General features: G+C 59.0%; 25 protein-coding genes, 2 pseudogenes and 1 other annotated feature. Of the genes and pseudogenes, 15 read left to right on the forward strand and 12 right to left on the reverse strand.

The features are described 5' to 3' along the window. Positions 1 to 129: 129 nt before the first annotated feature. The 3 genes from QDT79_RS17345 to rnm all read right to left on the reverse strand — a co-directional run bounded on the left by QDT79_RS17345 (position 130) and on the right by rnm (position 2,153). The gene (locus tag QDT79_RS17345; RefSeq protein ID WP_046898939.1) at positions 130 to 489 is read right to left on the reverse strand and encodes a Rap1a/Tai family immunity protein; all 360 of its coding nucleotides are present in this window, start codon (positions 487 to 489) and stop codon (positions 130 to 132) included. A gap of 115 nt (positions 490 to 604) precedes the next feature. Next, positions 605 to 1,225 carry an L-threonylcarbamoyladenylate synthase gene (locus QDT79_RS17350; protein WP_063990044.1) on the reverse strand — a complete coding sequence of 207 codons (621 nt, stop codon included), beginning with the start codon at positions 1,223 to 1,225 and terminating at the stop codon, positions 605 to 607. 46 nt (positions 1,226 to 1,271) lie between these two features. After that, positions 1,272 to 2,153, reverse strand: a complete 882-nt coding sequence (rnm, locus tag QDT79_RS17355; RefSeq protein WP_063990045.1) for an RNase RNM — start codon at positions 2,151 to 2,153, stop codon at positions 1,272 to 1,274. Between the two features lie 252 nt (positions 2,154 to 2,405). Beyond that, positions 2,406 to 2,509, forward strand: a sequence feature (Trp leader region). A gap of 24 nt (positions 2,510 to 2,533) precedes the next feature. Here rnm and QDT79_RS17360 point away from each other — a divergent pair. The 6 genes and pseudogenes from QDT79_RS17360 to QDT79_RS17385 all read left to right on the forward strand — a co-directional run bounded on the left by QDT79_RS17360 (position 2,534) and on the right by QDT79_RS17385 (position 9,627). Next, positions 2,534 to 4,096 (forward strand): anthranilate synthase component 1, encoded by a 1,563-nt coding sequence (locus QDT79_RS17360; RefSeq protein ID WP_308316817.1) that lies wholly within the window; start codon positions 2,534 to 2,536, stop codon positions 4,094 to 4,096. Continuing rightward, positions 4,096 to 5,692 (forward strand): annotated as a pseudogene (gene trpD / locus QDT79_RS17365) (bifunctional anthranilate synthase glutamate amidotransferase component TrpG/anthranilate phosphoribosyltransferase TrpD). Before QDT79_RS17360 ends, trpD begins: the two are co-directional and overlap by 1 nt. A gap of 3 nt (positions 5,693 to 5,695) precedes the next feature. Beyond that, on the forward strand, positions 5,696 to 7,057 hold the full coding sequence (gene trpCF, locus QDT79_RS17370) for a bifunctional indole-3-glycerol-phosphate synthase TrpC/phosphoribosylanthranilate isomerase TrpF (RefSeq protein WP_199200115.1): 1,362 nt from the start codon (positions 5,696 to 5,698) through the stop codon (positions 7,055 to 7,057). A gap of 41 nt (positions 7,058 to 7,098) precedes the next feature. Further along, a complete protein-coding gene (gene trpB / locus QDT79_RS17375) occupies positions 7,099 to 8,289 on the forward strand; it encodes a tryptophan synthase subunit beta (RefSeq protein ID WP_060439813.1) in 1,191 nt (396 codons plus the stop codon). Then, complete coding sequence (trpA, locus tag QDT79_RS17380) at positions 8,289 to 9,095, forward strand: tryptophan synthase subunit alpha (protein WP_060418860.1); 807 nt, start codon at positions 8,289 to 8,291, stop codon at positions 9,093 to 9,095. Before trpB ends, trpA begins: the two co-directional genes overlap by 1 nt. Positions 9,096 to 9,312: 217 nt before the next feature. After that, positions 9,313 to 9,627 carry a BON domain-containing protein gene (locus QDT79_RS17385; protein WP_025303053.1) on the forward strand — a complete coding sequence of 105 codons (315 nt, stop codon included), beginning with the start codon at positions 9,313 to 9,315 and terminating at the stop codon, positions 9,625 to 9,627. A 44-nt stretch (positions 9,628 to 9,671) separates the two neighbouring features. Here the strand turns inward: QDT79_RS17385 and ompW are convergent, their stop codons facing one another. After that, positions 9,672 to 10,304 (reverse strand): outer membrane protein OmpW, encoded by a 633-nt coding sequence (gene ompW, locus QDT79_RS17390; RefSeq protein ID WP_016927514.1) that lies wholly within the window; start codon positions 10,302 to 10,304, stop codon positions 9,672 to 9,674. 286 nt (positions 10,305 to 10,590) lie between these two features. Here ompW and QDT79_RS17395 point away from each other — a divergent pair, with 286 nt between their 5' ends. Continuing rightward, positions 10,591 to 11,031, forward strand: a complete 441-nt coding sequence (locus QDT79_RS17395; protein WP_063990051.1) for a YkgJ family cysteine cluster protein — start codon at positions 10,591 to 10,593, stop codon at positions 11,029 to 11,031. Between the two features lie 34 nt (positions 11,032 to 11,065). Then, positions 11,066 to 11,818: a YciC family protein gene (locus tag QDT79_RS17400; protein WP_308316818.1), complete on the forward strand. Its 753-nt coding sequence runs from the start codon at positions 11,066 to 11,068 to the stop codon at positions 11,816 to 11,818. A gap of 52 nt (positions 11,819 to 11,870) precedes the next feature. Here the strand turns inward: QDT79_RS17400 and QDT79_RS17405 are convergent, their stop codons facing one another. Beyond that, positions 11,871 to 13,574 (reverse strand): SulP family inorganic anion transporter, encoded by a 1,704-nt coding sequence (locus QDT79_RS17405; RefSeq protein ID WP_107226306.1) that lies wholly within the window; start codon positions 13,572 to 13,574, stop codon positions 11,871 to 11,873. A 221-nt stretch (positions 13,575 to 13,795) separates the two neighbouring features. Here QDT79_RS17405 and QDT79_RS17410 point away from each other — a divergent pair, with 221 nt between their 5' ends. Then, positions 13,796 to 14,335, forward strand: a complete 540-nt coding sequence (locus QDT79_RS17410; RefSeq protein WP_063990054.1) for a septation protein A — start codon at positions 13,796 to 13,798, stop codon at positions 14,333 to 14,335. A gap of 76 nt (positions 14,336 to 14,411) precedes the next feature. Then, the gene (gene yciA / locus QDT79_RS17415) at positions 14,412 to 14,840 is read left to right on the forward strand and encodes an acyl-CoA thioester hydrolase YciA (protein WP_004932085.1); all 429 of its coding nucleotides are present in this window, start codon (positions 14,412 to 14,414) and stop codon (positions 14,838 to 14,840) included. 68 nt (positions 14,841 to 14,908) lie between these two features. Here the strand turns inward: yciA and tonB are convergent, their stop codons facing one another. Next, on the reverse strand, positions 14,909 to 15,652 hold the full coding sequence (gene tonB / locus QDT79_RS17420; protein WP_016927510.1) for a TonB system transport protein TonB: 744 nt from the start codon (positions 15,650 to 15,652) through the stop codon (positions 14,909 to 14,911). Between the two features lie 236 nt (positions 15,653 to 15,888). Further along, positions 15,889 to 16,542, reverse strand: coding sequence for an epoxyqueuosine reductase QueH (locus QDT79_RS17425; protein WP_025303057.1), 654 nt, complete (start codon positions 16,540 to 16,542; stop codon positions 15,889 to 15,891). A 175-nt stretch (positions 16,543 to 16,717) separates the two neighbouring features. On the opposite strand from QDT79_RS17425, the gene QDT79_RS17430 reads away from it, so the two are divergent. Then, on the forward strand, positions 16,718 to 17,014 hold the full coding sequence (locus QDT79_RS17430) for a YciI family protein (RefSeq protein WP_063990055.1): 297 nt from the start codon (positions 16,718 to 16,720) through the stop codon (positions 17,012 to 17,014). 172 nt (positions 17,015 to 17,186) lie between these two features. Then, a complete protein-coding gene (locus QDT79_RS17435) occupies positions 17,187 to 18,137 on the forward strand; it encodes an amidohydrolase family protein (protein ID WP_063990092.1) in 951 nt (316 codons plus the stop codon). 208 nt (positions 18,138 to 18,345) lie between these two features. Here QDT79_RS17435 and QDT79_RS17440 read toward each other — a convergent pair whose 3' ends face one another. Then, a complete protein-coding gene (locus tag QDT79_RS17440; protein WP_080473401.1) occupies positions 18,346 to 20,232 on the reverse strand; it encodes a putative phage tail protein in 1,887 nt (628 codons plus the stop codon). A 172-nt stretch (positions 20,233 to 20,404) separates the two neighbouring features. Beyond that, positions 20,405 to 20,734: pseudogene (locus tag QDT79_RS17445) on the reverse strand (substrate-binding domain-containing protein); the annotation flags it as partial. Here QDT79_RS17445 and QDT79_RS17450 point away from each other — a divergent pair. After that, positions 20,628 to 20,891, forward strand: coding sequence for an amidohydrolase family protein (locus QDT79_RS17450; RefSeq protein WP_308316819.1), 264 nt, complete (start codon positions 20,628 to 20,630; stop codon positions 20,889 to 20,891). The pseudogene QDT79_RS17445 and the gene QDT79_RS17450 sit on opposite strands and share 107 nt — an antisense overlap. Before the next feature lie 12 nt (positions 20,892 to 20,903). Here the strand turns inward: QDT79_RS17450 and QDT79_RS17455 are convergent, their stop codons facing one another. Further along, positions 20,904 to 21,770: a LysR substrate-binding domain-containing protein gene (locus tag QDT79_RS17455; RefSeq protein WP_107226307.1), complete on the reverse strand. Its 867-nt coding sequence runs from the start codon at positions 21,768 to 21,770 to the stop codon at positions 20,904 to 20,906. 91 nt (positions 21,771 to 21,861) lie between these two features. Here QDT79_RS17455 and QDT79_RS17460 point away from each other — a divergent pair, with 91 nt between their 5' ends. Continuing rightward, on the forward strand, positions 21,862 to 22,818 hold the full coding sequence (locus QDT79_RS17460) for a DMT family transporter (RefSeq protein WP_063990096.1): 957 nt from the start codon (positions 21,862 to 21,864) through the stop codon (positions 22,816 to 22,818). 24 nt (positions 22,819 to 22,842) lie between these two features. On the opposite strand, the gene QDT79_RS17465 is transcribed toward QDT79_RS17460, so the two are convergent. Both QDT79_RS17465 and QDT79_RS17470 read right to left on the reverse strand, forming a co-directional pair. Beyond that, positions 22,843 to 23,844 carry a LacI family DNA-binding transcriptional regulator gene (locus tag QDT79_RS17465; protein ID WP_063990097.1) on the reverse strand — a complete coding sequence of 334 codons (1,002 nt, stop codon included), beginning with the start codon at positions 23,842 to 23,844 and terminating at the stop codon, positions 22,843 to 22,845. A gap of 70 nt (positions 23,845 to 23,914) precedes the next feature. Beyond that, positions 23,915 to 24,469, reverse strand: coding sequence for a D-lyxose/D-mannose family sugar isomerase (locus QDT79_RS17470; RefSeq protein WP_063990098.1), 555 nt, complete (start codon positions 24,467 to 24,469; stop codon positions 23,915 to 23,917). 228 nt (positions 24,470 to 24,697) lie between these two features. Here QDT79_RS17470 and QDT79_RS17475 point away from each other — a divergent pair, with 228 nt between their 5' ends. Beyond that, positions 24,698 to 25,732: an NAD(P)-dependent alcohol dehydrogenase gene (locus tag QDT79_RS17475; protein WP_308316820.1), complete on the forward strand. Its 1,035-nt coding sequence runs from the start codon at positions 24,698 to 24,700 to the stop codon at positions 25,730 to 25,732. Positions 25,733 to 25,735 lie beyond the last annotated feature (3 nt).

A 25,735-nucleotide genomic window follows, 5' to 3' on the forward strand; every position in this document is an offset into this window, starting at 1 on the left:
CCCCGACCCGTTCGGGAAATACCGACGGGGATAAGGTGACAGCGCAGCAGGCATTGATCTATTGAAGTTCGTGCGGAAAGCGCCCCGAGCGCACCTTATGAAAAAATGCGCACTAATTGGAATGGGAACTTAATGGCGCACGCAGGGATAGGCGGCGCTTAACGCCAGCATGATCACCGACGGTGCGGAATAATGCAGTTGTTCAGGGTGCTCGTTCAAATACTGCATCACCGCGTCGGCGGCTACGCCGATGCTCATCCCGGCCGCCGGGCAGATATTGCGATTGCCCTGCATGGAATAGGTATCGAATACGCCGGCAACGTATCCCATGAACATGCCGCCATTCAGCGCTTCGGCCACGGTGGCTTCACCGCTTTTATTTTTTACGTAACCACCGGATTCGGCCAGCAAACCGCTGCCCGAATAAAACCCCGCATTTGCCATTGAGGAAAATAATAAGGCCGCTAAAAAAGAAACCTGTTTAATCATTGCTGCGCATCCTGCCCATTATCAATTCTGAAGTAATCAAGAATAGCGGCTTTCACGCGAAATAGCGTCGCTTCAGCCGATTTTCAGACAATGGGCAAGGTGGCAACCTTTGACATCAGCGGAAAGGCGCCGCGTCGCCCGCCCCTTCGCGCACCACTTCCGGCGAGGATTCGGTCAGATCGATAACCGTAGTCGGCTGTTGGCCGAGGAAGCCGCCGTGGATCACCAGATCGACCACCTTGCCCAGGTGATCGTTGATCTCTTCCGGATCGGATTCGGCAAAATCATTGCCCGGCAGCATCAGGGTGGTGGACATCATCGGCTCGTTCAGCACCTCCAGCAGCGCCAATGCGATCGGGTTCGACGGCACGCGCAGGCCAATGGTTTTTCGCTTTTCATTCATCAGGCGGCGCGGCACTTCTTTGGTCGCTTTCAGAATGAAGGTGTAGTTGCCCGGCGTATTGTTTTTGATCAGGCGGAACGCCGTATTATCGACGTGCGCATAGGTCGACAACTCGGACAGATCGCGGCACATCAGGGTAAAATTGTGGCTGCCGTCCAACTGACGGATACGGCAAATGCGCTCCATCGCCGCCTTCTCTTCCAGCATGCAACCCAGCGCATAGCCGGAATCGGTGGGATAAACGATCACCCCGCCCTTGCGTAGCACCTCGACCGCCTGGTTAATCAAACGCGGCTGCGGGTTGTCCGGGTGAATATAAAAAAGCTGACTCATGACTTGCTCCTAAATGATGCTCGCGCGCGTTGCCACGCGCGTAAAATCAGACCGCCTGGCCCGGCTGCGACCAATCGCGCCACACCGGCTCGACGCCGCCCGGTAGCCACAGCTTGCGCCCCAGTTCGATCCACGAACAAGGCTGATGAAAATCAGAACCTTGCGAGGCCAACAGGCGATAGTCCTGGGCGTATTTCGCCAATTGCGAGCGCTCATGCGGTGCCTGCTGACACTGCGCCACTTCCATGGCGTCGCCGCCGTGTTCGGCGAAATGCGCCAGCAAACGTTTCAACCACTTCGCGGTCAGATCGTAACGGCCGGGATGCGCTACCACCGCCTGGCCGCCCGATTGATGAATCGCATCAATGGCTTGTTCTATTGTACACCACTGCGGCGGCACGTAGCCGGTTTTGCCTTTGGCCAGGTATTTCTTGAACACCTGCGCCATGTTGTCCGCTACGCCAATCTCCACCAGGTAACGGGCGAAATGGCCGCGGGTTACCGCGCCGTCGCCCGCCAGCCGCTGGGCGCCGACATAGGCGTCGGGAATGCGCGCTTTACCCAGGCGCACGCCGATCTCCTGCGCCCGCCGATTGCGACGTTCGGTTTGTTCCGCCAATAGCGCCACCAGCGCCGGGTGCGCGACGTCCATGCCCAAGCCAACGATATGAATTTCATGATTTTCCCACAGCGTCGAGATTTCCACCCCGTTGACCAACCGCAGCGGCAACGCCTGCTCCGCAATGGCGGCGGCGGCCTCGGCCAAGCCTGCGGTGGTGTCGTGATCGGTGATCGCCAGCACGCCCACGCGCATCTCGACCGCCCGCAGCACCAGCTGCGTCGGCGTCAGATAGCCGTCGGAGGCGGTCGTGTGGCTGTGGAGATCGTACAGAGTAAAAGCGGTAGATGGGGAGTTACTGTCTGTCAAAACGGCTATCCGGCAATGGCTTGGTTTCCTATCATACCCGTTATCGGCGGCCGGACGGAAATCTATTCTGTCCTGGCCACAGGCGCCAGGTGGATGATGAATAGAATTCACGCTGACCGCTAAAACATTGTGCAAAAAGAGGGTTGACTTTGCCTTCGCGAACCAGTTAACTAGTACACAAGTTCACGGCAACGGCCGTGTCGGATGAGCGTTAACAGAGAGAGTCTGCAAATGAACAACTACATTTCTCTTCACGGTTGGTGGCGTACCTCCCTCTTGCGGGCGGTGTAATCGCGCATAGCTGTCATCTGACAATGCAGATTTCCTGAGCCCGCACCTGATGCGGGCTTTTTTATGGACAGAATTCACTGGAACCACCGATGATGAACACCAAACCACAACTGACATTGCTGAAGGCGCAAGCCAGCTACCGGGGCGACCCCACCACCATTTTCCACCAGCTGTGCGGCGCCCGTCCGGCCACTCTGCTGCTGGAATCGGCGGAAATCAACAGCAAACAGAATCTGCAGAGCCTGCTGGTGATCGACAGCGCGCTGCGCATTACCGCACTGGGCCACACCGTCAGCGTGCAGGCGCTGAGCGCCAACGGCGCGGCGCTGCTGCCGCTGCTGGACGAAGCGCTGCCGCCTGAGGTGCGCAATCAGGCACGCCCCAACGGCCGCGAGCTGACCTTCCCGGCGATCGACGCGGTGCAGGACGAAGACGCCCGCCTGCGTTCACTGTCGGTGTTCGACGCACTGCGCACGCTGCTGACCCTGGTGGACTCCCCGGCGGACGAGCGCGAAGCCGTGATGCTGGGCGGCCTGTTCGCCTACGATTTGGTCGCCGGTTTCGAAGACCTGCCGGCGCTGCGCCAGGATCAACGCTGCCCGGACTTCTGCTTCTATCTGGCAGAAACCCTGCTGGTGCTTGATCACCAACGCGGTACGGCCCGTCTGCAGGCCAGCGTCTTCAGTGAACAAGCGAGTGAAGCGCAGCGTTTGCAGCAACGTCTGGAACAACTTCAGGCCGAATTGCAACAAACCCCACAGCCGATCCCGCACCAAACGCTGGAAAACATGCAGCTGAGCTGCAACCAGAGCGACGAAGAGTACGGCGCGGTGGTCAGCGGGCTGCAGGACGCGATCCGCCAGGGCGAGATTTTCCAGGTGGTGCCGTCGCGCCGCTTCTCCCTGCCGTGTCCGGCGCCGCTGGCGGCCTACCAGACCTTGAAAGACAACAACCCCAGCCCGTACATGTTCTTCATGCAGGATGATGACTTCACTCTGTTCGGCGCTTCGCCGGAGAGCGCGCTGAAATACGACGCGGGCAATCGCCAAATCGAAATCTACCCGATCGCCGGCACTCGCCCGCGCGGTCGCCGTGCCGACGGTTCGCTGGATCTGGATCTCGACAGCCGCATCGAGCTGGAAATGCGCACCGATCACAAAGAGCTGGCCGAGCACCTGATGCTGGTCGATCTGGCACGCAACGATCTGGCACGCATCTGCCAGGCCGGCAGCCGCTACGTGGCCGATCTGACCAAGGTGGACCGCTATTCGTTCGTCATGCACCTGGTTTCCCGGGTGGTGGGCACGCTGCGTGCCGATCTCGACGTGCTGCACGCCTACCAGGCCTGCATGAACATGGGCACTCTGAGCGGCGCGCCGAAAGTGCGGGCTATGCAGCTAATCGCCGCCTCCGAAGGCGCGCGCCGCGGCAGCTACGGCGGCGCAGTAGGCTATTTCACCGCCACCGGCGATCTCGATACCTGCATCGTCATTCGTTCCGCCTACGTTGAAGACGGCATCGCCACCGTGCAGGCCGGTGCCGGCGTGGTGCTGGATTCCGTCCCGCAGGCGGAAGCCGACGAAACCCGCAACAAAGCCCGTGCCGTGCTGCGTGCCATCGCCACTGCGCACCATGCCAAGGAGGTGTTCTGATGGCCGATATCCTGCTGCTCGACAACGTCGACTCCTTTACCTATAACCTGGTCGATCAGCTGCGCGCCAGCGGCCACCAGGTGGTGATTTACCGTAACCAGATCGCCGCCGAGGTGATCATCGAACGCTTGGAACACATGGCCCAGCCGGTGCTGATGCTGTCGCCCGGCCCCGGCACGCCGTCCGAAGCGGGCTGCATGCCGGAGCTGCTGCAGCGCCTGCGCGGCCGGCTGCCGATCATCGGCATCTGCCTCGGCCACCAGGCGATCGTCGAAGCCTACGGCGGCCAGGTCGGCCAGGCGGGCGAGATCCTGCACGGCAAAGCCTCGGCGATCGTTCACGATGGCGAAGGCATGTTCGCCGGCATGGCCAACCCGCTGCCGGTGGCGCGCTACCACTCGCTGGTCGGCAGCAATATTCCGGCCGATCTCACCGTTAACGCCCGTTTCGGCGAGATGGTGATGGCGGTGCGCGACGACCAACGCCGCGTGTGCGGCTTCCAGTTCCATCCGGAATCGATTCTGACCACCCACGGCGCACGCCTGCTTGAGCAGACCCTCGCCTGGGCGCTGGCGAAGTAATATAAGGAACACGACGATGCAACCTATTCTTGAGAAACTGTACCGCGCCGAGTCGATGAGCCAGCAGGAAAGCCAACAGCTGTTCAGCGCCATCGTGCGCGGCGAACTGGAGCCGAGCCAACTGGCAGCGGCGTTGATCAGCATGAAAGTCCGTGGCGAGCGCCCGGAAGAGATCGCCGGCGCCGCCAAAGCGCTGTTGGAAGATGCTCAGCCGTTCCCGCGCCCTGACTACCCGTTCGCCGATATCGTCGGCACCGGCGGCGACGGCACCAACAGCATCAATATTTCCACCGCCAGCGCCTTTGTGGCGGCGGCCTGCGGTGCGAAGATCGCCAAACACGGCAACCGCAGCGTCTCCAGCCGTTCCGGCTCGTCGGATCTGCTGGCGGCGTTCGGTATCCGCCTGGATCTGCCGGCGGAAGAAGCGCGCAAGGCGCTGGACGATCTCGGCGTGTGCTTTCTGTTCGCACCGCAGTACCACACCGGTTTTCGTCACGCCATGCCGGTGCGCCAGCAGCTGAAAACCCGCACGCTGTTCAACGTGCTGGGTCCGCTGATCAACCCGGCGCGCCCGCCACTGGCGCTGATCGGCGTTTACAGCCCGGAACTGGTGCTGCCGATTGCCGAAACCCTGCGCGTGCTGGGTTATCAACGTGCGGCGGTGGTTCACGGCGGCGGCATGGACGAGGTGGCGATCCACGCCCCGACGCACGTAGCGGAATTGAACAACGGCGAAATCAGCAGCTACCAGCTCACGCCGCAGTCCTTCGGATTGGAAACCTATCCGCTGGAAGCCTTGCTGGGCGGCACGCCGGAAGAAAACCGTGACATTTTGGCGCGGCTGTTACAAGGTAAAGGCGAGCCGGCGCACGCTGCGGCGGTCGCGGCCAACGTCGCGTTGCTTCTGAAGTTATTCGGACATGAAGACCTGCGCCAAAATGCGCGGCAGGCACTGGATATGATCAACAGCGGGCAGGCCTATGAGCGTGTCATCGCACTGGCGGCAAGAGGATAAATGATGCAGGAAACCGTGCTACACAAGATTGTCCGCGACAAAGCGCAATGGATCGCGGCGCGACAACAGCAACAGCCCCTGGCCAGCTTTCAGAATGACATCGCGCCGAGCGAACGCAGCTTCTATCACGCGCTGCAGGGCACCCGGACGGCTTTCATTCTCGAATGCAAGAAGGCCTCGCCTTCCAAGGGACTGATTCGCGAGAACTTTGATCCGGTAGAAATCGCCACGGTGTATAAAGATTTCGCTTCGGCGATCTCGGTGCTGACCGACGAGAAATACTTTCAGGGCAGCTTCGATTTCCTGCCGCTGGTCAGTAAAACCGTCAGCCAACCGGTGTTGTGCAAAGACTTTATCATCGATCCCTATCAGATTTACCTGGCGCGCTACTATCAGGCCGATGCCATCCTGCTGATGCTGTCGGTGTTGACCGACGAGCAGTACCGCCAACTGGCCGCGGTGGCCCACAGCCTGAATATGGGCGTACTGACCGAAGTGATCAGTGAAGAAGAGCTGCAGCGCGCGATCGCGCTGGAAGCGCGCGTGGTCGGCATCAACAACCGCGATCTGCGCGATTTGAGCATCGATCTGAACCGCACCCGTCAGCTGGCGCCGCGCGTGCCGCATGGCGTGACGGTGATCAGCGAGTCAGGCATCAACAACTACGGGCAGATCCGCGAGCTGAGCCATTACGCCAACGGCTTCCTGATCGGCAGCGCGCTGATGTCGGAACCCGATCTGCGCGCCGCCGTGCGCCGCGTGGTCCTGGGCGACAACAAAGTGTGCGGTCTGACCCGTCCGCAAGACGCCGCCGCCGCCTATCAGGCCGGCGCCATCTACGGCGGGCTGATTTTCGTCGGCCGTTCGCCGCGCTATGTGGACATCACCCGCGCCCGCGAAGTGATCTCCGGCGCGCCGCTGAAATACGTCGGCGTGTTCTGCGACGCCCAGGTCGATACCGTGGCGTTGACCGTTGAGCGCCTCGGGCTGCATGCGGTGCAATTGCACGGCGCGGAAGACCAGGCCTATATCAGCGCCCTGCGCGCCCGCTTGCCGGCCGACTGCCGTATCTGGAAGGCGCTGAGCGTGAAAGATCGGGTGCCGGCGCGCGATCTGCAGCATGTTGACCGTTATCTGCTCGACAACGGTGCCGGCGGCACCGGCCAACGCTTCGACTGGTCGGTGTTGCAAGACGAAGATCTGACTAACGTGATGCTGGCGGGCGGCCTGCGCGCCGACAACTGCGTCGAAGCGGCCAAGCTCGGCTGCGCCGGGCTGGACTTCAACTCCGGCGTGGAAAGCGAACCGGGCATCAAAGATCCCGCGCGCCTGGCCTCGGTCTTCCAGACCCTGCGCGCCTACTGAATACGGCTCTATATTAATAACGGATAATAACGGGAACTCTCATGACGCTGCTTAACCCCTACTTCGGCGAATTTGGTGGCCAGTATGTGCCGCAAATTCTGATGCCGGCCCTGAAACAACTGGAAGAAGCCTTTGTCAGCGCTCAGCGCGATCCGGCATTTCAGGCTGAATTTATCGATCTGTTGAAGAACTACGCAGGCCGCCCGACGGCGCTGACGCTGTGCAAAAACCTCACCGCCGGCAGCAACACCAAGCTCTACCTGAAGCGCGAAGATCTGCTGCACGGCGGCGCGCACAAGACCAACCAGGTGCTGGGCCAGGCGTTGCTGGCCAAGCGCATGGGCAAAACCGAGATCATCGCGGAAACCGGCGCCGGCCAGCACGGCGTCGCGTCGGCGCTGGCCTGCGCGCTGCTCGGCCTGAAGTGCCGCATCTATATGGGCGCCAAAGACGTTGAGCGCCAGTCGCCGAACGTATTCCGCATGCGGCTGATGGGCGCGGAAGTGATCCCGGTGCACAGCGGCTCCGCCACCCTGAAAGACGCCTGCAACGAAGCGTTGCGCGACTGGTCCGGCAGCTATGAAACCGCCCACTATATGCTCGGTACCGCCGCCGGCCCGCACCCGTATCCCACCATCGTGCGTGAATTCCAGCGCATGATCGGCGAAGAAACCAAAGCGCAGATGCTGGAGCGCGAAGGCCGCCTGCCGGATGCGGTCATCGCCTGCGTCGGCGGCGGCTCCAACGCCATCGGCATGTTCGCCGACTTTATCGATGACGCTGACGTTGGGCTTATCGGCGTGGAACCCGCCGGCCTGGGCATCGAAACCGGCCAGCACGGCGCGCCGCTGAAGCACGGCCACGTCGGCATCTACTTCGGCATGAAAGCGCCGATGATGCAGACCGCCGAAGGCCAGATTGAAGAATCCTATTCAATTTCCGCCGGGCTGGACTTCCCGTCCGTCGGGCCGCAGCACGCCTACCTGAACAGCACCGGCCGCGCCGAATACGTGTCGATCACCGACGACGAAGCGCTGGAAGCGTTCAAGGCGCTGTCGCGCCATGAAGGCATCATCCCGGCGCTGGAATCCTCGCACGCCCTGGCGCACGCGCTGAAAATGATCCGTGAAACGCCGCAGAAAGAGCAGATCCTGGTGGTCAACCTGTCCGGCCGCGGCGACAAAGACATATTTACCGTTCACGACATTTTGAAAGCACGGGGAGAAATCTGATGGAACGTTATCAGCAACTGTTCACGCGTCTGGAAAGCAGCAAGGAAGGCGCCTTCGTCCCGTTCGTGACGCTAGGCGATCCTAATCCGGCGCTGTCGCTGCAGATTATCGACACCCTGATCGAAGCCGGCGCGGATGCGCTGGAGCTGGGTATCCCCTTCTCCGATCCGCTGGCGGACGGCCCAACCATCCAAAGCGCGACGCTGCGCGCCTTCGCCGCCGGCGTCACGCCGACCCAGTGCTTCGAGATGCTGGCGGCCATCCGCCAGAAGCACCCGACCATTCCCATCGGCCTGCTGATGTACGCCAACCTGGTGTTCCATAAAGGCATCGATGCGTTTTACCAACGCTGCGCCGAAGTGGGCGTGGATTCAGTGCTGGTCGCCGACGTGCCGTTTGAAGAGTCTGCGCCGTTCCGCGCCGCCGCCGCGCGCCACGGTATCGCACCGATCTTCATCTGCCCGCCGAACGCCGATGACGATCTGCTGCGTGAAATCGCGTCGCACGGCCGCGGCTACACCTACCTGCTGTCGCGCGCCGGGGTGACCGGCACCGAAAGCCGGGCGCAGCTGCCGTTGCATCACCTGGTGAACAAGCTGCGCGAGTATCACGCCGCGCCGCCGCTGCAGGGCTTCGGCATCTCCGAACCCGAGCAGGTGAAGGCCGCGCTGCAGGCCGGGGCCGCCGGCGCGATCTCCGGCTCGGCAATCGTCAAAATCATCGAACAGCACCATGCCAACCCGGCGGAGATGCTGACCAGGCTGGCGGCCTTCGTCAGCAATATGAAGCGCGCCACCCGGGCGTGATCCTCTTTAGCGAGCGCCCTGCCGGCGCTCGCTTTAACAGCTTGTTTCCCCTCAAAGTTTGTTCCATTTATTTACAGCAAAAATTTGAACAAACCCAGGTCTTGTCTCACAATGAACGTTGTTCGCTATGCATTTCTTCGTTTGATTTGGGGAATGCGCTCGCTGCGGCGATAAACCGTAGCGAATTTCAACCATAACATTGCATGGAGAGTAATTTATGAAGCTGTTTAAAACCCTTTCGGCCTTGTGCATGGCAGCCGTTGTGGCGGTCGCGGTGAGCGCTTGTGCGCCGACGGCAAAATCTGAGGGAACGGGCGGTTATATCGATGACACGGTGGTCACTACCAAAGTGAAATCGGCACTGCTGGCGGATAAAAACATCAAGTCACGCGAGATCAGCGTGGAAACCTTTAAAGGTCGCGTGCAGCTGAGCGGCTTCGTGACGTCCAGCGATGACGCTAACCGTGCGGTGCAGGTCACACGCGGCGTGGCCGGTGTGAAATCGGTTGAAAACGTAATGCAGATTAAATAATACCGACACAGGGAGGCGCAACGCCTCCCTGATTGCGGCCTTCATCAGAAGCGATAACCCGCCCCGAACATGAACACCCACGGATCCAGACGCGTATCGAAGCTGTGGTGCCCGCCATTCGCATCGTTGAAGCGAGTTTTGGTTTCGATGTTCATCCACCACACCGACATGTTCAGCATCCAGTGCTCATCCAGGTTGTAATCCAGGCCAGCCTGCGCCGCCACACCCCAAGAGTCTTTCAGATCGAGGTCGCTCAACCCGGCGCTTTTGCCGTAATCGTTGAACTTCTCGTCGAAGAAGGTGGTGTAGTTAACGCCGACGCCCAGGTAAGGACGCAGTTTGTCCTGCTTGTCGCCGAAGTAGTATTGCGCCATCAGCGTAGGCGGCAATTGGTGAACGGTCGCCAGATCGGTGCCGCCCAGCGTAACCTTATGGCGGAATGGCGTTGCGGCCAACAACTCAACGCCGATGTTGTCCGTCACCATGTAACCGAAGGTCAGACCGAGCTGGGTGTTGTTTTTCGCATCCAGCGACCCCAACCCCAACACGTTGTCCGAACCTGCATTTGGACGCACCGTCGCAGTTCCCGCGCGGAACAGGAAATCACCGGCCTGATGCGCACTTGCCAACATAGGCGCCATCATCGTCGCCAATACCATCAGAGTTGTCTTTTTCATTATCCATTCCATTTGTGTGGTTAATCGCTCGAGGGGGAATATACCTACTTTCGGGTATTTGTGATCCCATCGAGATCACATCTTATGTGTAAAAATTTAAAATCCTACTAAAAACAAGGTTACCTAACCGCCTAATAAATCAAGGATTGATCTGCATCAAAAAATCGATTTTGTTGCAAATTATCTACATGTTCAAATTTCGGTTGCGGAGAAAAATGCGGCTGAGGTAATTTCATTTTCCGTGTTGGTTTTGGTTGGTGCCGTGAGGAGTCGGTGGGCAATCAAGATGAGCGAAATCCTTAATCCCTGTGTCAGCTGCGGCGCATGCTGCGGTTATTTTCGAGTGTCATTCTATTGGGCCGAAGCCGAAGACGGCGGCGGCATCGTCCCCCTTTCCCTGACGGAGCCTTTAACCCCGTTCCTGCGCTGCATGCAGGGGACCAACAGCAAGTCCCCCCGCTGCAACGCGCTGGATGGCGAGATTGGCAAAGCCGTGTCCTGCTCGATCTACCTCAATCGGCCCAGCCCGTGCCGGGAGTTCGATCAGTCCGGTGAAAACGGCCTGCGCAACGAAGCCTGCGATCGCGCTCGCGAACGCTACGGCCTGCCGCCCTTGCCGGTGCCCCTGCCGCTCTCGCTGCCTGAGACGACGATCGTTGAAGAAATAGGCGTAGTGCAATTCGCGGGGTGCCACAGCGGCGTGGAACAGGGTACAATCACCCACTGATTTATCTCTGTTTTCCCGACGCCAAGGAGTCTGCATGCCTATCACGGCCAACACTTTGTACCGTGACAGTTTTAACTTTTTACGCAACCAACTGGCCAGCATCCTGATGCTGGCGCTGTTGACGGCGTTTATCTCCGTGCTGCTGAATCAGGCCTTCAGCCCCGATGCCGAACAGTTGGCGACGCTCGCTGCCACCACCAGCGATTTCGCTTCGTCTACCGGTATGGGCATTCAGGAAGTGATCCAGCAGATGACGCCGGAACAGCAGATGGTGTTGCTGAAAGTGTCGGCGGCCGCCACCTTCTCCGCGCTGGTCGGCAACGTGCTGCTGGTCGGCGGGATGCTGACGCTGATCCGTCTGGTGTCGCAAGGTGAACGCACCAGCGCCCTGCGCGCGCTCGGCGCCTCGGCGCCCGATCTGCCGCGTCTGTTGCTGCTGCTGTTTATCTGCACCCTGCTGATCCAGCTCGGCCTGACGCTGTTTGTGGTGCCGGGCGTGCTGATGGCTATCGCCTTCGCGCTGGCGCCGGTGATCGCCTCCGTCGACAAAAAAGGCGTGTTCGCTTCGCTCAAGCTGAGCAGCAAATTGGCCTTCGCCAATGCGCGCGTGCTTGTGCCGGCGATGATGCTGTGGCTGGCGGCCAAACTGCTGGTGCTGTTTTTGGTGAGCCATCTGTCGGTGCTGACGCCGAACGTCGCCAGCGTGGTGTTGACCGCGTTGAGCAACCTGGTATCTGCCCTGCTGCTGATCTACCTGTTCCGCCTGTACATGCTGTTGCGCGGCTAACGCCGACGCAACCAAAACCCAAGGGGCACGCTTCGGCGCGCCCCTTTTTTGTTTACCCCGCCGTGGCGGCTTCCGCCTGCTCCTTACTCTGAATCAGCTTCAGCGCCAGATACAGGTCCGGCACCAAAATCAGCTCTTTGTCGCGTCCTAAGCGGTTAATACGGAACCAGCGCGTCAGCTCGGTGCGGCGCCCCGCCAGCACCAGCTTAACGTTACGCTGTAACAAGTCACGTTTCAGTTCGTCGATGGCCGCCAGCACGCTGATATCGGCATGGGTAAAACTGGCTACCGCATCCACCACCACCCAGCGCGGCTGGAACGGCGTGCCGTCGACCAAATTGAGAATACGGCGTTTGAAGTACGCCACGTTGAAATAGGTCAGCGGCGAATTGAAGCGGTACATCATGACGCCAGGCACCGCCTTCACCCCATTGTTGTTGCCCATGGAATGGATCATGCCTTCGTCGTTGACGCCCAGCAGCTGTTCCGTCGGCCGGAAGACGGTGCGCAGAAATTGCATCAGCCCCAGCAACACCGCCAGCCCGATGCCGCTGATCACCCCCACCAGAAGCACGCTGAGGAAGGTAAACAGCGCCAGGCGGAACGCCTGCGCGTTGCGGCGGCGCAAGATCCAGATGCCACGGATGTCCAGCAGCGACCAGGCCGCATACATCAGCACCACGCCCAATCCTGCCACCGGGATAAACTGCAGCGGCGCCATCAGGAACAGCAAGACGAAGGCGATTACTGCGGCGGCGATGACCGACACCAGCTGGCTCTTGCCGCCGTTGGCGTCATTCACCGCAGTGCGCGAATCCGCACCGCTGATGGCGAAACCTTGCGACAGCGCGGAGACGATATTCACCAGCCCCAGCGCACGAAACTCGGCGTCGGCGTTCACCTCATAACCGTTCTTGGCGGCGAAGCTGCGGGCGGTGAGCATCATGCTGACAAAGCTCACCACCGCCAGGTTGAGCGCCGGGATCACCATGTCGCGCAGCAAACCGGGCTGGAAGTCCGGCCACTGGACGATCGGCAACACGCCGCTGAAACCGCCCACCGTCACCACGCCATGCTGCTGCAGACCGCCGGCCCAGGTCACGAACGCCGCCAGCACGATGGCGAACAGCGGCGCCGGCCAGTTAGGCCGCCATTTTTTAAATCCGAGCAGCGTCACCAGCGTCAACAACGACACCGCCATCGTCAGCCAGTCGCTGTGCAGCAGGTTACCGGGCAGCGCGTAGATGCGCTCGATCAGCTGCGCCGGGCGCACCGTGAATCCCAACACCTTGCCGATCTGATCGACGATAATGGTGATCGCCACCCCGTTCAGCAGCCCGCTGAGGATCGGCCTCGACAGCAGATCCGCCAGCGCCCCCAGCTTGAACCGGCTGGCCAGCAGGCACCAGCCGCCCATCATCGCGGTCATCATGATGGTCAGTTGCCAATGGCGCTCCATATTGCCCGCCGCCAGCGGCGTCACCACCGCGGCGATCACCGCACAGGTGGCGGCGTCGGGCCCGACGATCAGCTGGCGCGACGAGCCGAACAGCGCATAGGCCACCATCGGAAAAATACAGGAATAGAGCCCCACCACCGGGCTGACCCCGGCCAGTTCGGCGTAGGCGATGGCCACCGGCAAGGCGACGGCGGCGACGGAAAGGCCGGCGCGAATATCCGGCTTGAGCCAGCTGCGTTGATAGCCCAATAAATGCGTCAAACCCGGCGTTAGGGCCTGGAGAGATTTCCACTGCATGCTGTTTTCCGCGGTAAATTATCTGGTTATTATGATACTTACTATGCGGCCTGCGGCCCGCGCTGGCAATGCGCCCGCGCTTTCTCGCGTAAGTTTATGCAAATTCCTGCTTTCGCGGCAGAAATCCGCCGGCCAAACGCCGATAATCGGCAACGCCCGGCGGTACACAGAGCTCGCCGAATCCGGTATAGTCGGCCGATGAACAGATGATGGATTGATTTATGAAGCAGTTTCTTGATTTCCTCCCGTTAATTGTCTTTTTCGCTTTTTACAAGCTGTACGACATTTACGTCGCTTCCGGCGCGTTAATTGTCGCCACCGCGCTGGCACTGGTGTTCACCTGGGTGAAATACCGCAAGGTCGAGAAGATGACGCTGATCACCTTCCTGATGGTGCTGGTGTTCGGCACCCTGACGCTGGTGTTCCACAACGATTTGTTCATCAAATGGAAGGTCACGGTGATTTACGCGCTGTTCGCGCTGGCGCTGCTGATCAGTCAGTGGGTGCTCAAAAAACCGCTGGTCCAGCGCATGCTGGGCAAAGAGCTGACGCTGCCGGACAACGTGTGGAGCAACCTCAACCTCGCCTGGGCGGTCTTCTTCCTGGCCTGCGGCCTGGCGAACATCTATGTCGCCTTCTGGCTGCCGCAAAGCGTCTGGGTCAATTTCAAAGTCTTTGGCCTGACGGTACTGACATTGGTCTTCACCCTCCTCAGCGGTATCTATATTTACCGGCACATGCCGGAAGAACAGAAAAAATAGTTACAAAATTGTTAATGCCTGCGGCGCTTGCCGCGGGCAGTATGATGTTATTCCCTCCTTTTAAAAGCAGACTGCTATGACACAACAACGACCTTTACCCAGCGGCGAGCTGGTGCTGCGCACGCTGGCGATGCCGGCCGATACCAATGCCAACGGTGATATCTTCGGCGGCTGGCTGATGTCGCAAATGGATATCGGCGGCGCCATCCAGGCAAAAGAGATCGCCGAAGGGCGCGTGGTGACCGTGCGCGTGGACGGCATGACCTTCCTGAAACCGGTGGCGGTAGGCGATGTGGTTTGCTGCTATGCGCACTGCATCCGTACCGGGCGCAGCTCGATCACCATCAATATCGAAGTGTGGGTCAAGAAAGTCTCCTCCGCCCCGATCGGCCAGCGCTACCGGGCGACCGAAGCGGTGTTCACCTATGTGGCGGTCGATGCGGAAGGCAACTCGCGCGCGCTGCCTGAGGGCAAAATGAATTTCCGTGTCGGCTTCGAAGAATAAACTGACGCTACGCCGCAAATGCAAAAAGGGTCGCCGAGGCGACCCTTTTTTTTTGGTGGAGACCAAACTCAGTTCAATTCGGTCGTGCCGTTCAGCTTGAAGCGGATAGTGACGGTACGATCTTTCGCTTCTTTGGCCTCATAGCGCCATTTACGCATCGCCTGCTTCACTTCACGCTCAAACATGTTGCGCGGTTCGGCCGACAAGATACGCACGTTGCTGACGCGCCCATCGCTGTCGATATCGAACTGTACCCGCACGTTGCCTTCGATCTGCAAAGCCTGGGCCCGCGGCGGATAGAGCGGATTGGCGCGGCTGATCGGCCTTGGCCCGACCTCGCGCGAGTTGCCCTGCACCGGCGCGGCAGGCGCCTGTTTCACCGGCGCTTTATCGATCGGTTTGGCCGGCGAATCATTGTTGAACGGCGAAGGCTCGCGCGGCTCAACCTTCTTCGGCTCCGGTTTAACCTGTTTTTCGACCTTTGGCTTCGGCTTAGGTTTCGGTTTCGGCTTGACCGGCTCCGGCTTCACGATCGCCTTCGGCGGCGGCTCCACGATAGGTTCCGGTTCTGGCTCCGGCTCAGGTTCGACCTGTGGCGGCTCCGGCTCGGCCGGCGCCGGTGGCGGCGGTTCGGCCATCGCGGCGGTGTTGACCATCATGACGCTGATCGGCGCGTCCTCTGGCTTCGGCAACTCCACCACTTCTTTTACCGAAGCGTAAAGCAATCCCGCCACCAGGGCGCTGTGCAGGCCTACGGACAAGACGAAAGGCACGGATATACGGCGATTAAGGAACATCTTTTTTAGCGGCATAATGATTCTGTTTCCTCTGGTTCGCCAAGTTTAAATGCAAATAGCAATCATATTCAATAACGAAAGGCAAACTATCGCTTTAATCGTCAGTATGCGCGGCTAAAACCAGCAAACTCATAAGGATATTAACCTGGCCGTTGCTTTTTTATCGCCAGGACGACACGCTTGATTAACGTTTGGCCGGGCGTCAAAAAATAAAAAACCCGCCGTAGCGGGTTGATTGCGGTGATTAAGCGTTATTCTTCATCGCCATAGTAAAGCACGCCCAGCTTAATAAGCGGCCGACCTTGCGCCTTGCGGTGCAGGTTGGTGTCGCGCAACGAATAGACGCAGCCGCAGTATTCCTGCTGATAGAAACGTTCGCGTTTGCTGATCTCTATCATGCGCGACGAACCGCCCTTCTTGCGCCAGTTGTAATCCCAGTACACCAGATCGGGATATTTTTCCGCCGCCCGGATGCCGCAGTCGGTGATCTGCTGCATGTTCTTCCAGCGCGAAATGCCCAGCGAGCTGGAGATAGTGTCGTAACCGTGCTCATGCGCATACAGCGCCGTGCGCTCGAAACGCATGTCAAAACACATGGTGCAACGAATGCCGCGCTCCGGTTCATTCTCCATCCCCTTGGCGCGGGCGAACCAGTTGTCGGTGTCATAATCGGCATCAATGATCGGCACCCCGTGCTGCTCGGCGAAACGGATGTTCTCTTCCTTGCGCAGCAGATACTCTTTTTGTGGGTGAATGTTGGGGTTATAGAAGAAAATGGCGTACTCGATCCCGGAGGCCTGGATCGCTTCCATCACCTCGCCGGAACAGGGCGCGCAGCAAGAGTGCAGCAGCAGTTTACTTTTGCCCGCCGGCAAATCGAGTTTTTCCCTTACCAGTTCCGTCATATCCTCACCTCAATGGCATATCAGTTTAAGCGCGCCGCACTATACGAATAAAAAGTAGCGGCTTCAAGGCATAAGCGCCAATCAGCCGGGAAATTCGCCGCGCACCGTTCCCCTGCCGCGCCTTTTGCGCTACCTTGGTAGCACCGTTTTATAGCCATGATTTTAAAGGTGAAACATGCTTTATCTGATCTACGCGCAAGACGTCCCCCACTCGCTGGAAAACCGTCTGGCGGTGCGCCCGGCACACCTGGCGCGCCTGCAGGCGCTGCGCGACGCCGGCCGCCTGGTGGTCGCCGGCCCTAACCCGGCCATCGACAGCAACGATCCCGGCGCGGCCGGCTTTACCGGTTCGACGGTGATCGCCGAATTCGAGTCGCTGGCGGAAGCTCAGGCCTGGGCGCAGCAGGATCCTTATATCGCCGCCGGCGTCTACGCCGACGTGACGGTGAAACCGTTCAAACAGGTGTTCTGATCTCCAGCCCGCCCAATACCGGGAACGCCCGTCCGCGCGCCGTTCCCGGATCAATGCGTGCTCTCATCCTAACCCGTCGGTAGAAAAAATGCCCTCCCGCCAGGGGCTGCCGCGTCGCCCGCCTATACTCTCCTGAACCCGCGGCATCGCCGCGAACTCCGGAGATCGACCGATGCGACTCGACGTACACGCTCACCTGTGGAGCACAGAGTATCTGGATCTTTTGCAAGCGCATGGCGTGCACGAAGTCGCCGCCTATCGGCAATTGGGCGCCGGCCGCAGCGAGCGTGAACTCAACGCGCGCTTCGCCCTGCTGGACAGCGCCGGCATCGACATGCAAATCCTGTCGGCGACGCCGCTGTCGCCGCATCTGGAAGACGAACAGGCGGCCGTTGATGCCGCGCGCCGGATCAATGATGAATATGCGGAACTGGTAGCGCGTTATCCCACCCGCTTTCGGGCTATCGCTTCCTTGCCGCTGCCGCATATCGACGCTGCGTTACGCGAGCTTGAAAGGGCCCTTACCCAGCTCAATATGCTGGGCGCCTGCATCACCACCTCAGTGCTCGGGCTGTCTATCGCCAACCCGCTGTTTGAGCCGCTCTATCAGGAACTCAATCGCCGCCACAGCGTGTTGGCCATTCATCCCGCCGGCCGCGGCGCGCACTCGCCGCTCATCGCCGATTACGCCTTGACCTGGTCGATCGGCGCGCCGATCGAAGACACGGTCGCCGCCATGCACTTTATCCTCAATGGCATCCCCCAACGCTTTCCGGAGATGAAAATCATTGTGCCGCATCTGGGCGGCCTGCTACCGATGACGCTGGAACGCCTCGACCAAACCGTCGCGTGGGAGGCGCCGAATACGCCGGAACCCCCAAGCCGCGCCGCCCTGCGCATGTGGTACGACACGGTAGGCCACGATCAGGTGCCCGCGTTGCAAGCGGCGGCAGCGACTTTCGGCACTGAGCGGCTGCTGTTCGGCACCGATTTCCCGTTCCAACCGGGCGAACTGTTTCAAACCACGGTGGACTACATCCGGCGCGCGGGTTTGCCGGAGGAAGATGTGAACGCCATTTTGGATCGCAATGCGGCTGCGCTGTTTGGGCTGGGCGCTGACTGAAGATCCGTCCTCATTCAGTAACAGGCAGGAGACCCCATTCCGGCCCCGGATTTCGGCTAGCCCAAGTGGGTTTTATGCGGTTCTTTCACGTTGCGCTTCACGCAGGCCAGCGACAGCCGCGCAAAACGCTGCGTCCTCAATGTCGCACCCCCCTCGTAATAACGGGATGTGCGACATGTCGTGAACCGGTCAATGTTGGGAAACTGCGTCAGACCTGTCGCAGGTAAACATCCGTAATGCGCAGGTCAAAGTTGCTTTTCATTTCGGTGACGTCAATAAGCAAGAAAGCGTGCGTAGCCCAGTCTGGCGCTCGCTCGAAGGCGGGAGGCTGCGTAGGATAGCCCTGCATTTGGCCTGGGATGATAACGCTCTTCAGATCAGATTCATTGCCGCTAAATTGATAGGTGTAAACGTGACCGGTTTGCTGCTTGAGAATTTGGGGTTCAACGTCTTGTTGCGGACCATATTCGCGCAGTTTCGCCCATAGGATTTTGACCTGGCAGCGTTGCCCATCACCCGCGTAAGTGTTGGCGCGAACATGGTGAATAACGCTGCCATAGCCTTTCAGGCTGACGGTTCCCAGCACCGCCTGGAACACACCATTACCAGCCGCCGCGTTGCGCCCCAATGAAACGAAATCGGCCTGGCGGATAAGGCTGAAATTGGTGCTGTTAGTCGTACCCCACCCGTAGCGAGATTTGCGTACCGTATTAACGCCTCCCGGCGGCAGAACCCAAACTTCCTCAGTCCATTTGTCGCTACCGTTGCTATACGTCGTGCCATCCAGCCAATTGTCCTGTACAGCGGTATCGGTTCGCACCTGAGTTAACAGATAAGGCCAGGCGATAGGCAATTGCGTATTACGCAAAGAGACAGAACCCGTGCCATCAATCCAACCACTGACGTTGGTGTCACCACCTTGTTGCATCTGACCGATATTGACTTTATCAAATACCACTCGCGCCAAATCACCCACATAGAATGGGTTAGAGGTTGTCGGATAGGCCGTTGGGCTACCGCCGGCTTTGAAGGTAAACAGACCGCCGATAATGTTGACCTTGCACCGTTTAGCATCCGGAATGTTCAGGATGTAATTTTGTGGGCCATAGCCTTCAACGTGACAATCGCGGAAAATATGTTGCCCACCCTCGATATGCATATACTTTCCGACATGGCTGGAGGAGGCTTGCGGCCCGTTCTTACCGTAAATGTAATCAAAGGAACAGTTTAAGAAATAGCTGTAGCCCCCCTGTAGTTTCACACCGCAATTGCTCTGAGCGAAAATACAGCTGTGGAAATTCATCTCTTCACCGGAATTGGAAGTATTGTCGGGGAAGTAATAGCAAATGTCGCAGTGATTGAAACTAAAGCCATACATACGCAGGAAGTAGAAATCGGTAGTGCCGGTTATGCCATAGGCAAAACCTTCGATCCCACCGCCGATAAAGGTCAGCGAATTGCGGCCATAGCTAGCCGAGAGCGAAGTAGAAAACGTCATGCCATCGACAAATGAATTGGCGCCAGGGCCAATCATACGCAAATTTTTCACGCTGAGATTGCCCTGGGTATAACCGGCGTTGTTTTGCCATTGAATCGCGACTTTACGGTCGGTGGCGTTGCCCTGTGTCATGGCGCTAAAATCCAGCAAGGCGCCGGAGAAATCGTAATCGACGGTTTTCAAATCCAGCTTCAGCGTTTCTGTACATTTAAATTGCCCGCTCCCGAACTGCAGATTCCCGTTTTTCAATACGCGTGAACCGCTGGATACAGCCTGCGAACTGGCATAATCGTGAGCGGCTTGAATGGCAGCGGCATCCTCTGAAATACCGTCACCTTTCGCGCCGAACATATAAGGCGACACCGTGCCGGCAACGTCCAAGACGCGCACCCACAACCAAGCAGCGTTGGGGCGGATGAACATCCCGCCATCATCCATCGGTGTCGATTGTGCTTTGGCGACGAAGATACCGCCGCCGATGGGTTGACGATTGCCGGCATTCCAATCGCCGTAGTATGCGGTCACGGCGATCAATTCGCCGACTGCGCCAGGAAGAGTGTTTCGTAACGTAGCGATATCAGGGCAGGTATTCATCATATTATCCTCACAGAGTTACTGTATTTATATACAGCCATATAACTCTATGAACGAATGAACCCTGCATCAATAGCGGGAGTGTTGTTCTATTGCCCACCGAACATACCGGCCTATTGGATGTAACGCCTCCTTCTGCTCCTTTTATCCCCCATACAAAAGCAGAGAGATGCCGTTACGCGGCGAGTTTTCCCCGCAACACCACCTTGCCCGGCTTGATCTCGGGATCGGCAATACGGCGGATCGCCAGATTCAACGCTTACCACGCGATCTCTTGCAAATCGTGTGACACGCAGGGGAAATGAAAACCGTAGATCTCGGCATGCGAAACCTCATCGATGCTGAACAGCGACACGTCCTGCATCAACGGCAGCCGATGTTCGATACAGGCCTTGATGATGCCCAGGGAGATCTGGTTATTGCAGACAACGAAAAAGTCCGGGACGCGGTTATTGGCCAGCCAACGGCTCGTCTCTTGCCAGGCGACGTCCATTAAGAAACTGCTGTTCGGCACCGATTTCCCGTTCCAACCGGGCGAACTGTTTCAAACCACGCTGGACTACATCCGGCGCGCGGGTTTGCCGGAGGAAGACGTGAACGCTATTTTGGCTCGCAATGCGGCTACGCTGTTTGGGCTGCAGGATGTGAAGCGGCCCACATAGGTTTGGCCGCGTTTACTGCACGATGTGTTCACCGCCCTGAAAATACTCGCCGATGACTTTCTCCAGCATCGCCGTCGCGGGCTCGCCGTCGGCGGCGACAGATCGCAGCAGTTGCACCTCATACGGCGCGACCGGTGGCAACGCTTCGAGTATCCGCATCGCACCAGAGAGTCGTGCCCGATCGAGCAACGTGACGGCTAGCCCCGCCTCTACGCAAGCGGCCACCACGCTGGCCGAGGGACTGCTTAAAATGACCCGCCATTGTCGCCCCGCCGACGTCAACGCCTCGAGCATCGCTTCGCGATAAGGGCAGTCGGCGGCATGCAACGCCAGCGGCAGCGGCCGGTTAGCCTGCAGCGCCAGCGAACGGCCTCCGGCCCACACGGGTACTGTCACCGCGACCGGTGTCTGACAGTGTCTCCCCGAGGGTTGAACCACCAGCGCGAGATGCAGCCGATTACGACCAATTTGGTCCACCAGCGCCTGACTGGCAGCGGTAGAGACCTCCAACTCCACCGCGGGAAAACTGTCGGCAAACCGCGGCAAAATATGACGTATCACATGAGAGGCGTACTCATCAGGCAATCCCAATTTGATATGGCCGCTTAGCGGCGCGCCCTGCAGTTCCCGCAGAATATCGTCATGAGCGCTCAGCAGCCCGAGCGTCGAGGCCAGCAGCTTGCTTCCCAGCGGCGTCAGCACCACGGACTGATTGTCACGCTCCAGCAGGCGCCCGCCCACCACCTGTTCCAGGCGCTGGATATGCACGCTCACGGCGGCGGGGCTGCGATTGACAAATGCCGCCGCCGCGCGGAATTGCCCCAAACGTGCAATGGCATGAAAAGTGCGCAAGAGATCGATATCCAATGTCGGTCGCATGATTTAACTCCATTAAACAACGGAACGAAAATTATTCGATTTATTAAACTATAGCCACACACTACCATCGGGCGGAAAGGAGGTGACCATCATGTCCCTGCCATCATTTCGCCCCTCTTCCCACTGCGGCAAACATCACGGCAAAGCCGCCCTCTGGCTGGCTGTGGCCGAGGTCCTGCTGATCGTGGCCTGGAGCTCCGGCTTCGTCGGCATTCGCTTCGCCGCCGATTACGCGCCGGTGTTGCTGGTGGCGTTTTGGCGCTGCGTGGTGGTCACGTTCGCGTTGCTGCCGTTTAGTCTGAGCGCCATCAGGCGCGCATCTCCGCTGACGATAGCTGTTCACGCCGGGATTGGGTTGCTCGCCATGACCGGTTACCTGACCGGCGTCAGCAAAGGCATCGAATATGGCGTGCCGGCCGGGTTGGCCGCACTCATCGCCGATTTGCTCCCTCTCGGCACGGCACTGCTGAGCATGTTGTTGCAACGCCGCCTGCCCGATGGTCGCGTTTGGTCCGGTTTAACCTTGGGGGTTAGCGGGGTAACGCTGGCGACCGGCAGCGCCATCTCATGGGGAGACGCCCCATTGTGGAGTTACCTGTTGCCGCTGGCGGGGATGCTATCGCTCGCGCTGGCAACGCTGTGGCAGGAACGGCTGCCGCGGGCGCACGTAATGAGTTTGCCGGCCACGCTGGGGATACAAAGCGCGGTTTCCGCGCTGGCTTTCGCCGCGCTGGCCGGCAATGAAGGCCCGCTGCTGCCAACGGTAACGACGGGGTTTGTGTGCGGCGTGCTTTGGACCGCGCTACTGGCGACGCTGGCCGGTTACGGCCTGTACTGGTTGTGTCTACGGCTCACTTCTGCGCTGCGCGTGACGAGCCTGCTGTTTCTCAGTCCCTTCGTCACCTTCTGCTGGGCGGGGTTAATGTTCAATGAACCCCTTTCCTGGCCCATGCTGCTAGGCGCGGCGACGGCAGGAAGCGGTTTGTGGCTGCTCATCCGTCCCGCCGGGCGGAATGAGCCAAAAATAGTGCAACGCGCTGAAAAATGACGGATAAGGCGAACGGCGGCGCCGTTACGCGACGAGTTTTCCCCGCACCACCACCTTGCCCGGTTTGATCTCGGGGTCGGCAATACGACGAATCGCCAGATTCAACGCTTGCCAGGCGATCTCTTGCAAATCGTGCGACACGCAGGGGAAATGAAAACCGTAGATCTCGGCATGCGAAACCTCATCGATGCTGAACAGCGCTACGTCCTGCATCAACGGCAGCCGATGTTCAATGCAGGCCTTGATAATGCCCAGAGAGATCTGGTTATTGCAGCCGACGAAAAAGTCCGGCGCGCGGTTATTGGCCAGCCATCGGCTCGTCTCTTGCCAGGCGACATCCATAAAGAAATCGGCATACAGCACTTCAAGCGACGCCACTTTCCCTTGCAGTGCCGCCTGCAGCCCTGTGACCCTGTCCCGTGCCACGTTGGAGTTCTCCGGCCCGGATACCACCACCACCCGCTGCGCTTTCTGTTCCAGCAGCCAGCGCCCCGCCTGGAGGCCGCAGTCCAGGTTATCGATGTACACCCCGCTGCAGTGGCGATTATCCAGCTCCCGATCGATCAGTACCACCGGGATATTCAATGTTTCCAACCGTTTTAGATAGGAAGGCTGGTACAGATGATCGTTGGAAATAACCGAGAGAATGATCGCATCGACGTTGTAGCCAATCAGTTTGTCGATGATTCTGTCTTCGCTTTCCTGAGACTCATAGGAGTCGAACACCAGGGTGTCATACCCCATTTTTTGCGCTTCAAGCGTCATCAAGCGTGTCAGGCCGCCAAAGAACGGGTTGGCCATATCAGGGTTGACGATGCCGATGGTTCTGCTGCTTTTCGCACGCAGGTTACGCGCCGCGGCATTGACCACATAACCGAGTTCGGCAGCGGTCTCCCGAATGCGGCGCAGCGTTTCCGGATGAACCTTGTCCGGCTGTGAAAATGCCCGCGACGCGGTGATTTTACTGACGTTTGCCTGTGCGGCCACGCTAGCCAGCGTCGCTTTCCGTCCTCGACCCACTGCCAAATGCAGCTCCTTAGCTTAGAGTATCATTTTGTACCATTAACAACATCATGACAGAACTTTCATCGTGGCGCTAATGGTTTACGCCTGCCAGGCGGTTAATCCGGGGATCGGTAAAGATATCCAACTCATCACGGCTCTCGGAAGAGAACTCGGACACCACCGCCCCGCGCTTTCCAGCCTGAAACCAGTGCCGGGTATTGGGCGCGATGGTGTATTGTTCGCCAGGCCGCAGGAGGATATAGCGATTGCAGGTATACCAAGGCTCCGCCCCCTCTGGCACCCGGCATACCGGTTCGCCGCCGGCGTCATTAAGCGTCAGGTTTTCATCATCGACAAACAGAAACACCTCGCCCCAGCGGCAGCGGAACGTCTCTTGCTTGCCGGGCGTGCCGGCGAAAGGAGGATGCAAATGTTCCGGGCAGGTTTGCCCCGGAAACAGCACCAACTCTTTCGCACAATACCGAGGTGAGTTGACATAGGTCAGCAGCTGCAGCCCTGAGACGGGATAGTCAGCCAGGCCAAATGTCGCAATTTCAATACGTTGCTGTTCTTCTTCGGTCAAAACAATGTCCGCCTCGCGCAAATATTCCAGCGTAGCGGCTATGGCACCTTGTTGTTTTTTCATCACTTCCCCTGCAAAGTAACGGTATCGATATCAGCATGCTGATATTAAAACCGTCATTGCCCCGCCGGTTTTGTGATCTTCATCCCTATATTGAATAACAACCCACCAGCAAAATTAACTCCCGTCGAGTAATTCCAACATCGATCACAGTTTAACCACCCGCTTTAGCTCACTATCGCCGCATTGAAATGATACCGTTACCATAAAAATGATTCACCAGGAGGCAATATGAAAGCATTAGTGTTGGCCAAAGCGGGGGAAATCGCTATCGAGGACGTCCAGCTTGCCGAAACGCTGGGGCCCGATGATGTGCAGATAAAAATTCATTCCGTGGGCATCTGCGGCAGTGATGTTCACTATTATCAGCATGGACGCATTGGCCCGTTCGTGGTCAATGCTCCGATGGTACTCGGCCATGAGGCCTCCGGGGTGGTGCTCGCGACAGGTAAAAACGTCACTCACCTCAGCATCGGCGATCGCGTTTGCATGGAGCCCGGCATTCCCGATCTCAACTCGGCGCAGACGCGCGCCGGTATTTACAACCTTGACCCGGCCGTTCGCTTCTGGGCAACGCCGCCGGTGCACGGCTGCCTGCGCGAAACCGTCATCCACCCTGCCGCCTTCACGTTCAAATTGCCGGACAACGTCAGTTTCGCTGAAGGCGCCATGGTGGAACCCTTAGCTATCGGCATGCAAGCGGCCACCAAAGCCGGGATCAAACCCGGCGATATCGCGCTGGTGATCGGCGCCGGGCCGATCGGCGTGGTCACCGCCCTCGCGGCGCTGGCGGGCGGCTGCTCGGACGTCATTATTTGCGATCTGTTCGACGAAAAACTCGCCGTGGCGGCCAGTTACGAGGGGCTGCACGCCATCAATATCAAAACCGGCGACCTGGCGGGGAAAGTGGCCGCGCTCACCAGCGGCAATGGCGCCGATGTCGTGTTTGAATGCAGCGGCGCAAAACCGGCTATTGCAACGCTGGCCGAACATGCGGCGCCAGGGGCGACCGCCGTGCTGGTCGGCATGCCGATAGATGCTGCGCCGCTGGATATCGTCGCCGCACAGGCCAAGGAAATCACCTTCAAGACCATTTTCCGCTACGCCAACATGTACCCGCGCACGCTGCGGCTGTTGAGCAGCGGCAAGTTGCGCGTCCAGCCGTTGATAAGCCAAACCTACAAGTTCTCCGACAGCGTAGCCGCCTTCGAGCGCGCGGCGGCGGGACATGCCTCAGACATCAAAATCATGCTGGAAATGGAGTGATCC

The organism is Serratia marcescens, assembly GCF_029846115.1.
GTDB lineage: Bacteria > Pseudomonadota > Gammaproteobacteria > Enterobacterales > Enterobacteriaceae > Serratia > Serratia marcescens_L.

Bases quoted from the DNA above. Each gene is read 5' to 3' on its own strand.
- QDT79_RS17360 (WP_308316817.1), top strand. From the start codon at position 2,534: ATGATGAACACCAAACCACAACTGACATTGCTGAAGGCGCAAGCCAGC.
- QDT79_RS17410 (WP_063990054.1), top strand. From the start codon at position 13,796: ATGAAGCAGTTTCTTGATTTCCTCCCGTTAATTGTCTTTTTCGCTTTT.
- QDT79_RS17350 (WP_063990044.1), bottom strand. From the start codon at position 1,225: ATGAGTCAGCTTTTTTATATTCACCCGGACAACCCGCAGCCGCGTTTG.
- QDT79_RS17470 (WP_063990098.1), bottom strand. From the start codon at position 24,469: ATGAAAAAACAACAAGGTGCCATAGCCGCTACGCTGGAATATTTGCGC.
- QDT79_RS17405 (WP_107226306.1), bottom strand. From the start codon at position 13,574: ATGCAGTGGAAATCTCTCCAGGCCCTAACGCCGGGTTTGACGCATTTA.
- QDT79_RS17435 (WP_063990092.1), top strand. From the start codon at position 17,187: ATGCGACTCGACGTACACGCTCACCTGTGGAGCACAGAGTATCTGGAT.
- QDT79_RS17385 (WP_025303053.1), top strand. From the start codon at position 9,313: ATGAAGCTGTTTAAAACCCTTTCGGCCTTGTGCATGGCAGCCGTTGTG.
- QDT79_RS17425 (WP_025303057.1), bottom strand. From the start codon at position 16,542: ATGACGGAACTGGTAAGGGAAAAACTCGATTTGCCGGCGGGCAAAAGT.
- QDT79_RS17400 (WP_308316818.1), top strand. From the start codon at position 11,066: ATGCCTATCACGGCCAACACTTTGTACCGTGACAGTTTTAACTTTTTA.
- QDT79_RS17345 (WP_046898939.1), bottom strand. From the start codon at position 489: ATGATTAAACAGGTTTCTTTTTTAGCGGCCTTATTATTTTCCTCAATG.
- QDT79_RS17440 (WP_080473401.1), bottom strand. From the start codon at position 20,232: ATGATGAATACCTGCCCTGATATCGCTACGTTACGAAACACTCTTCCT.
- QDT79_RS17475 (WP_308316820.1), top strand. From the start codon at position 24,698: ATGAAAGCATTAGTGTTGGCCAAAGCGGGGGAAATCGCTATCGAGGAC.
- QDT79_RS17450 (WP_308316819.1), top strand. From the start codon at position 20,628: ATGCCCAGGGAGATCTGGTTATTGCAGACAACGAAAAAGTCCGGGACG.
- tonB (WP_016927510.1), bottom strand. From the start codon at position 15,652: ATGCCGCTAAAAAAGATGTTCCTTAATCGCCGTATATCCGTGCCTTTC.
- trpB (WP_060439813.1), top strand. From the start codon at position 7,099: ATGACGCTGCTTAACCCCTACTTCGGCGAATTTGGTGGCCAGTATGTG.
- QDT79_RS17430 (WP_063990055.1), top strand. From the start codon at position 16,718: ATGCTTTATCTGATCTACGCGCAAGACGTCCCCCACTCGCTGGAAAAC.
- ompW (WP_016927514.1), bottom strand. From the start codon at position 10,304: ATGAAAAAGACAACTCTGATGGTATTGGCGACGATGATGGCGCCTATG.
- trpA (WP_060418860.1), top strand. From the start codon at position 8,289: ATGGAACGTTATCAGCAACTGTTCACGCGTCTGGAAAGCAGCAAGGAA.
- yciA (WP_004932085.1), top strand. From the start codon at position 14,412: ATGACACAACAACGACCTTTACCCAGCGGCGAGCTGGTGCTGCGCACG.
- QDT79_RS17455 (WP_107226307.1), bottom strand. From the start codon at position 21,770: ATGCGACCGACATTGGATATCGATCTCTTGCGCACTTTTCATGCCATT.
- trpCF (WP_199200115.1), top strand. From the start codon at position 5,696: ATGCAGGAAACCGTGCTACACAAGATTGTCCGCGACAAAGCGCAATGG.
- QDT79_RS17460 (WP_063990096.1), top strand. From the start codon at position 21,862: ATGTCCCTGCCATCATTTCGCCCCTCTTCCCACTGCGGCAAACATCAC.
- QDT79_RS17395 (WP_063990051.1), top strand. From the start codon at position 10,591: ATGAGCGAAATCCTTAATCCCTGTGTCAGCTGCGGCGCATGCTGCGGT.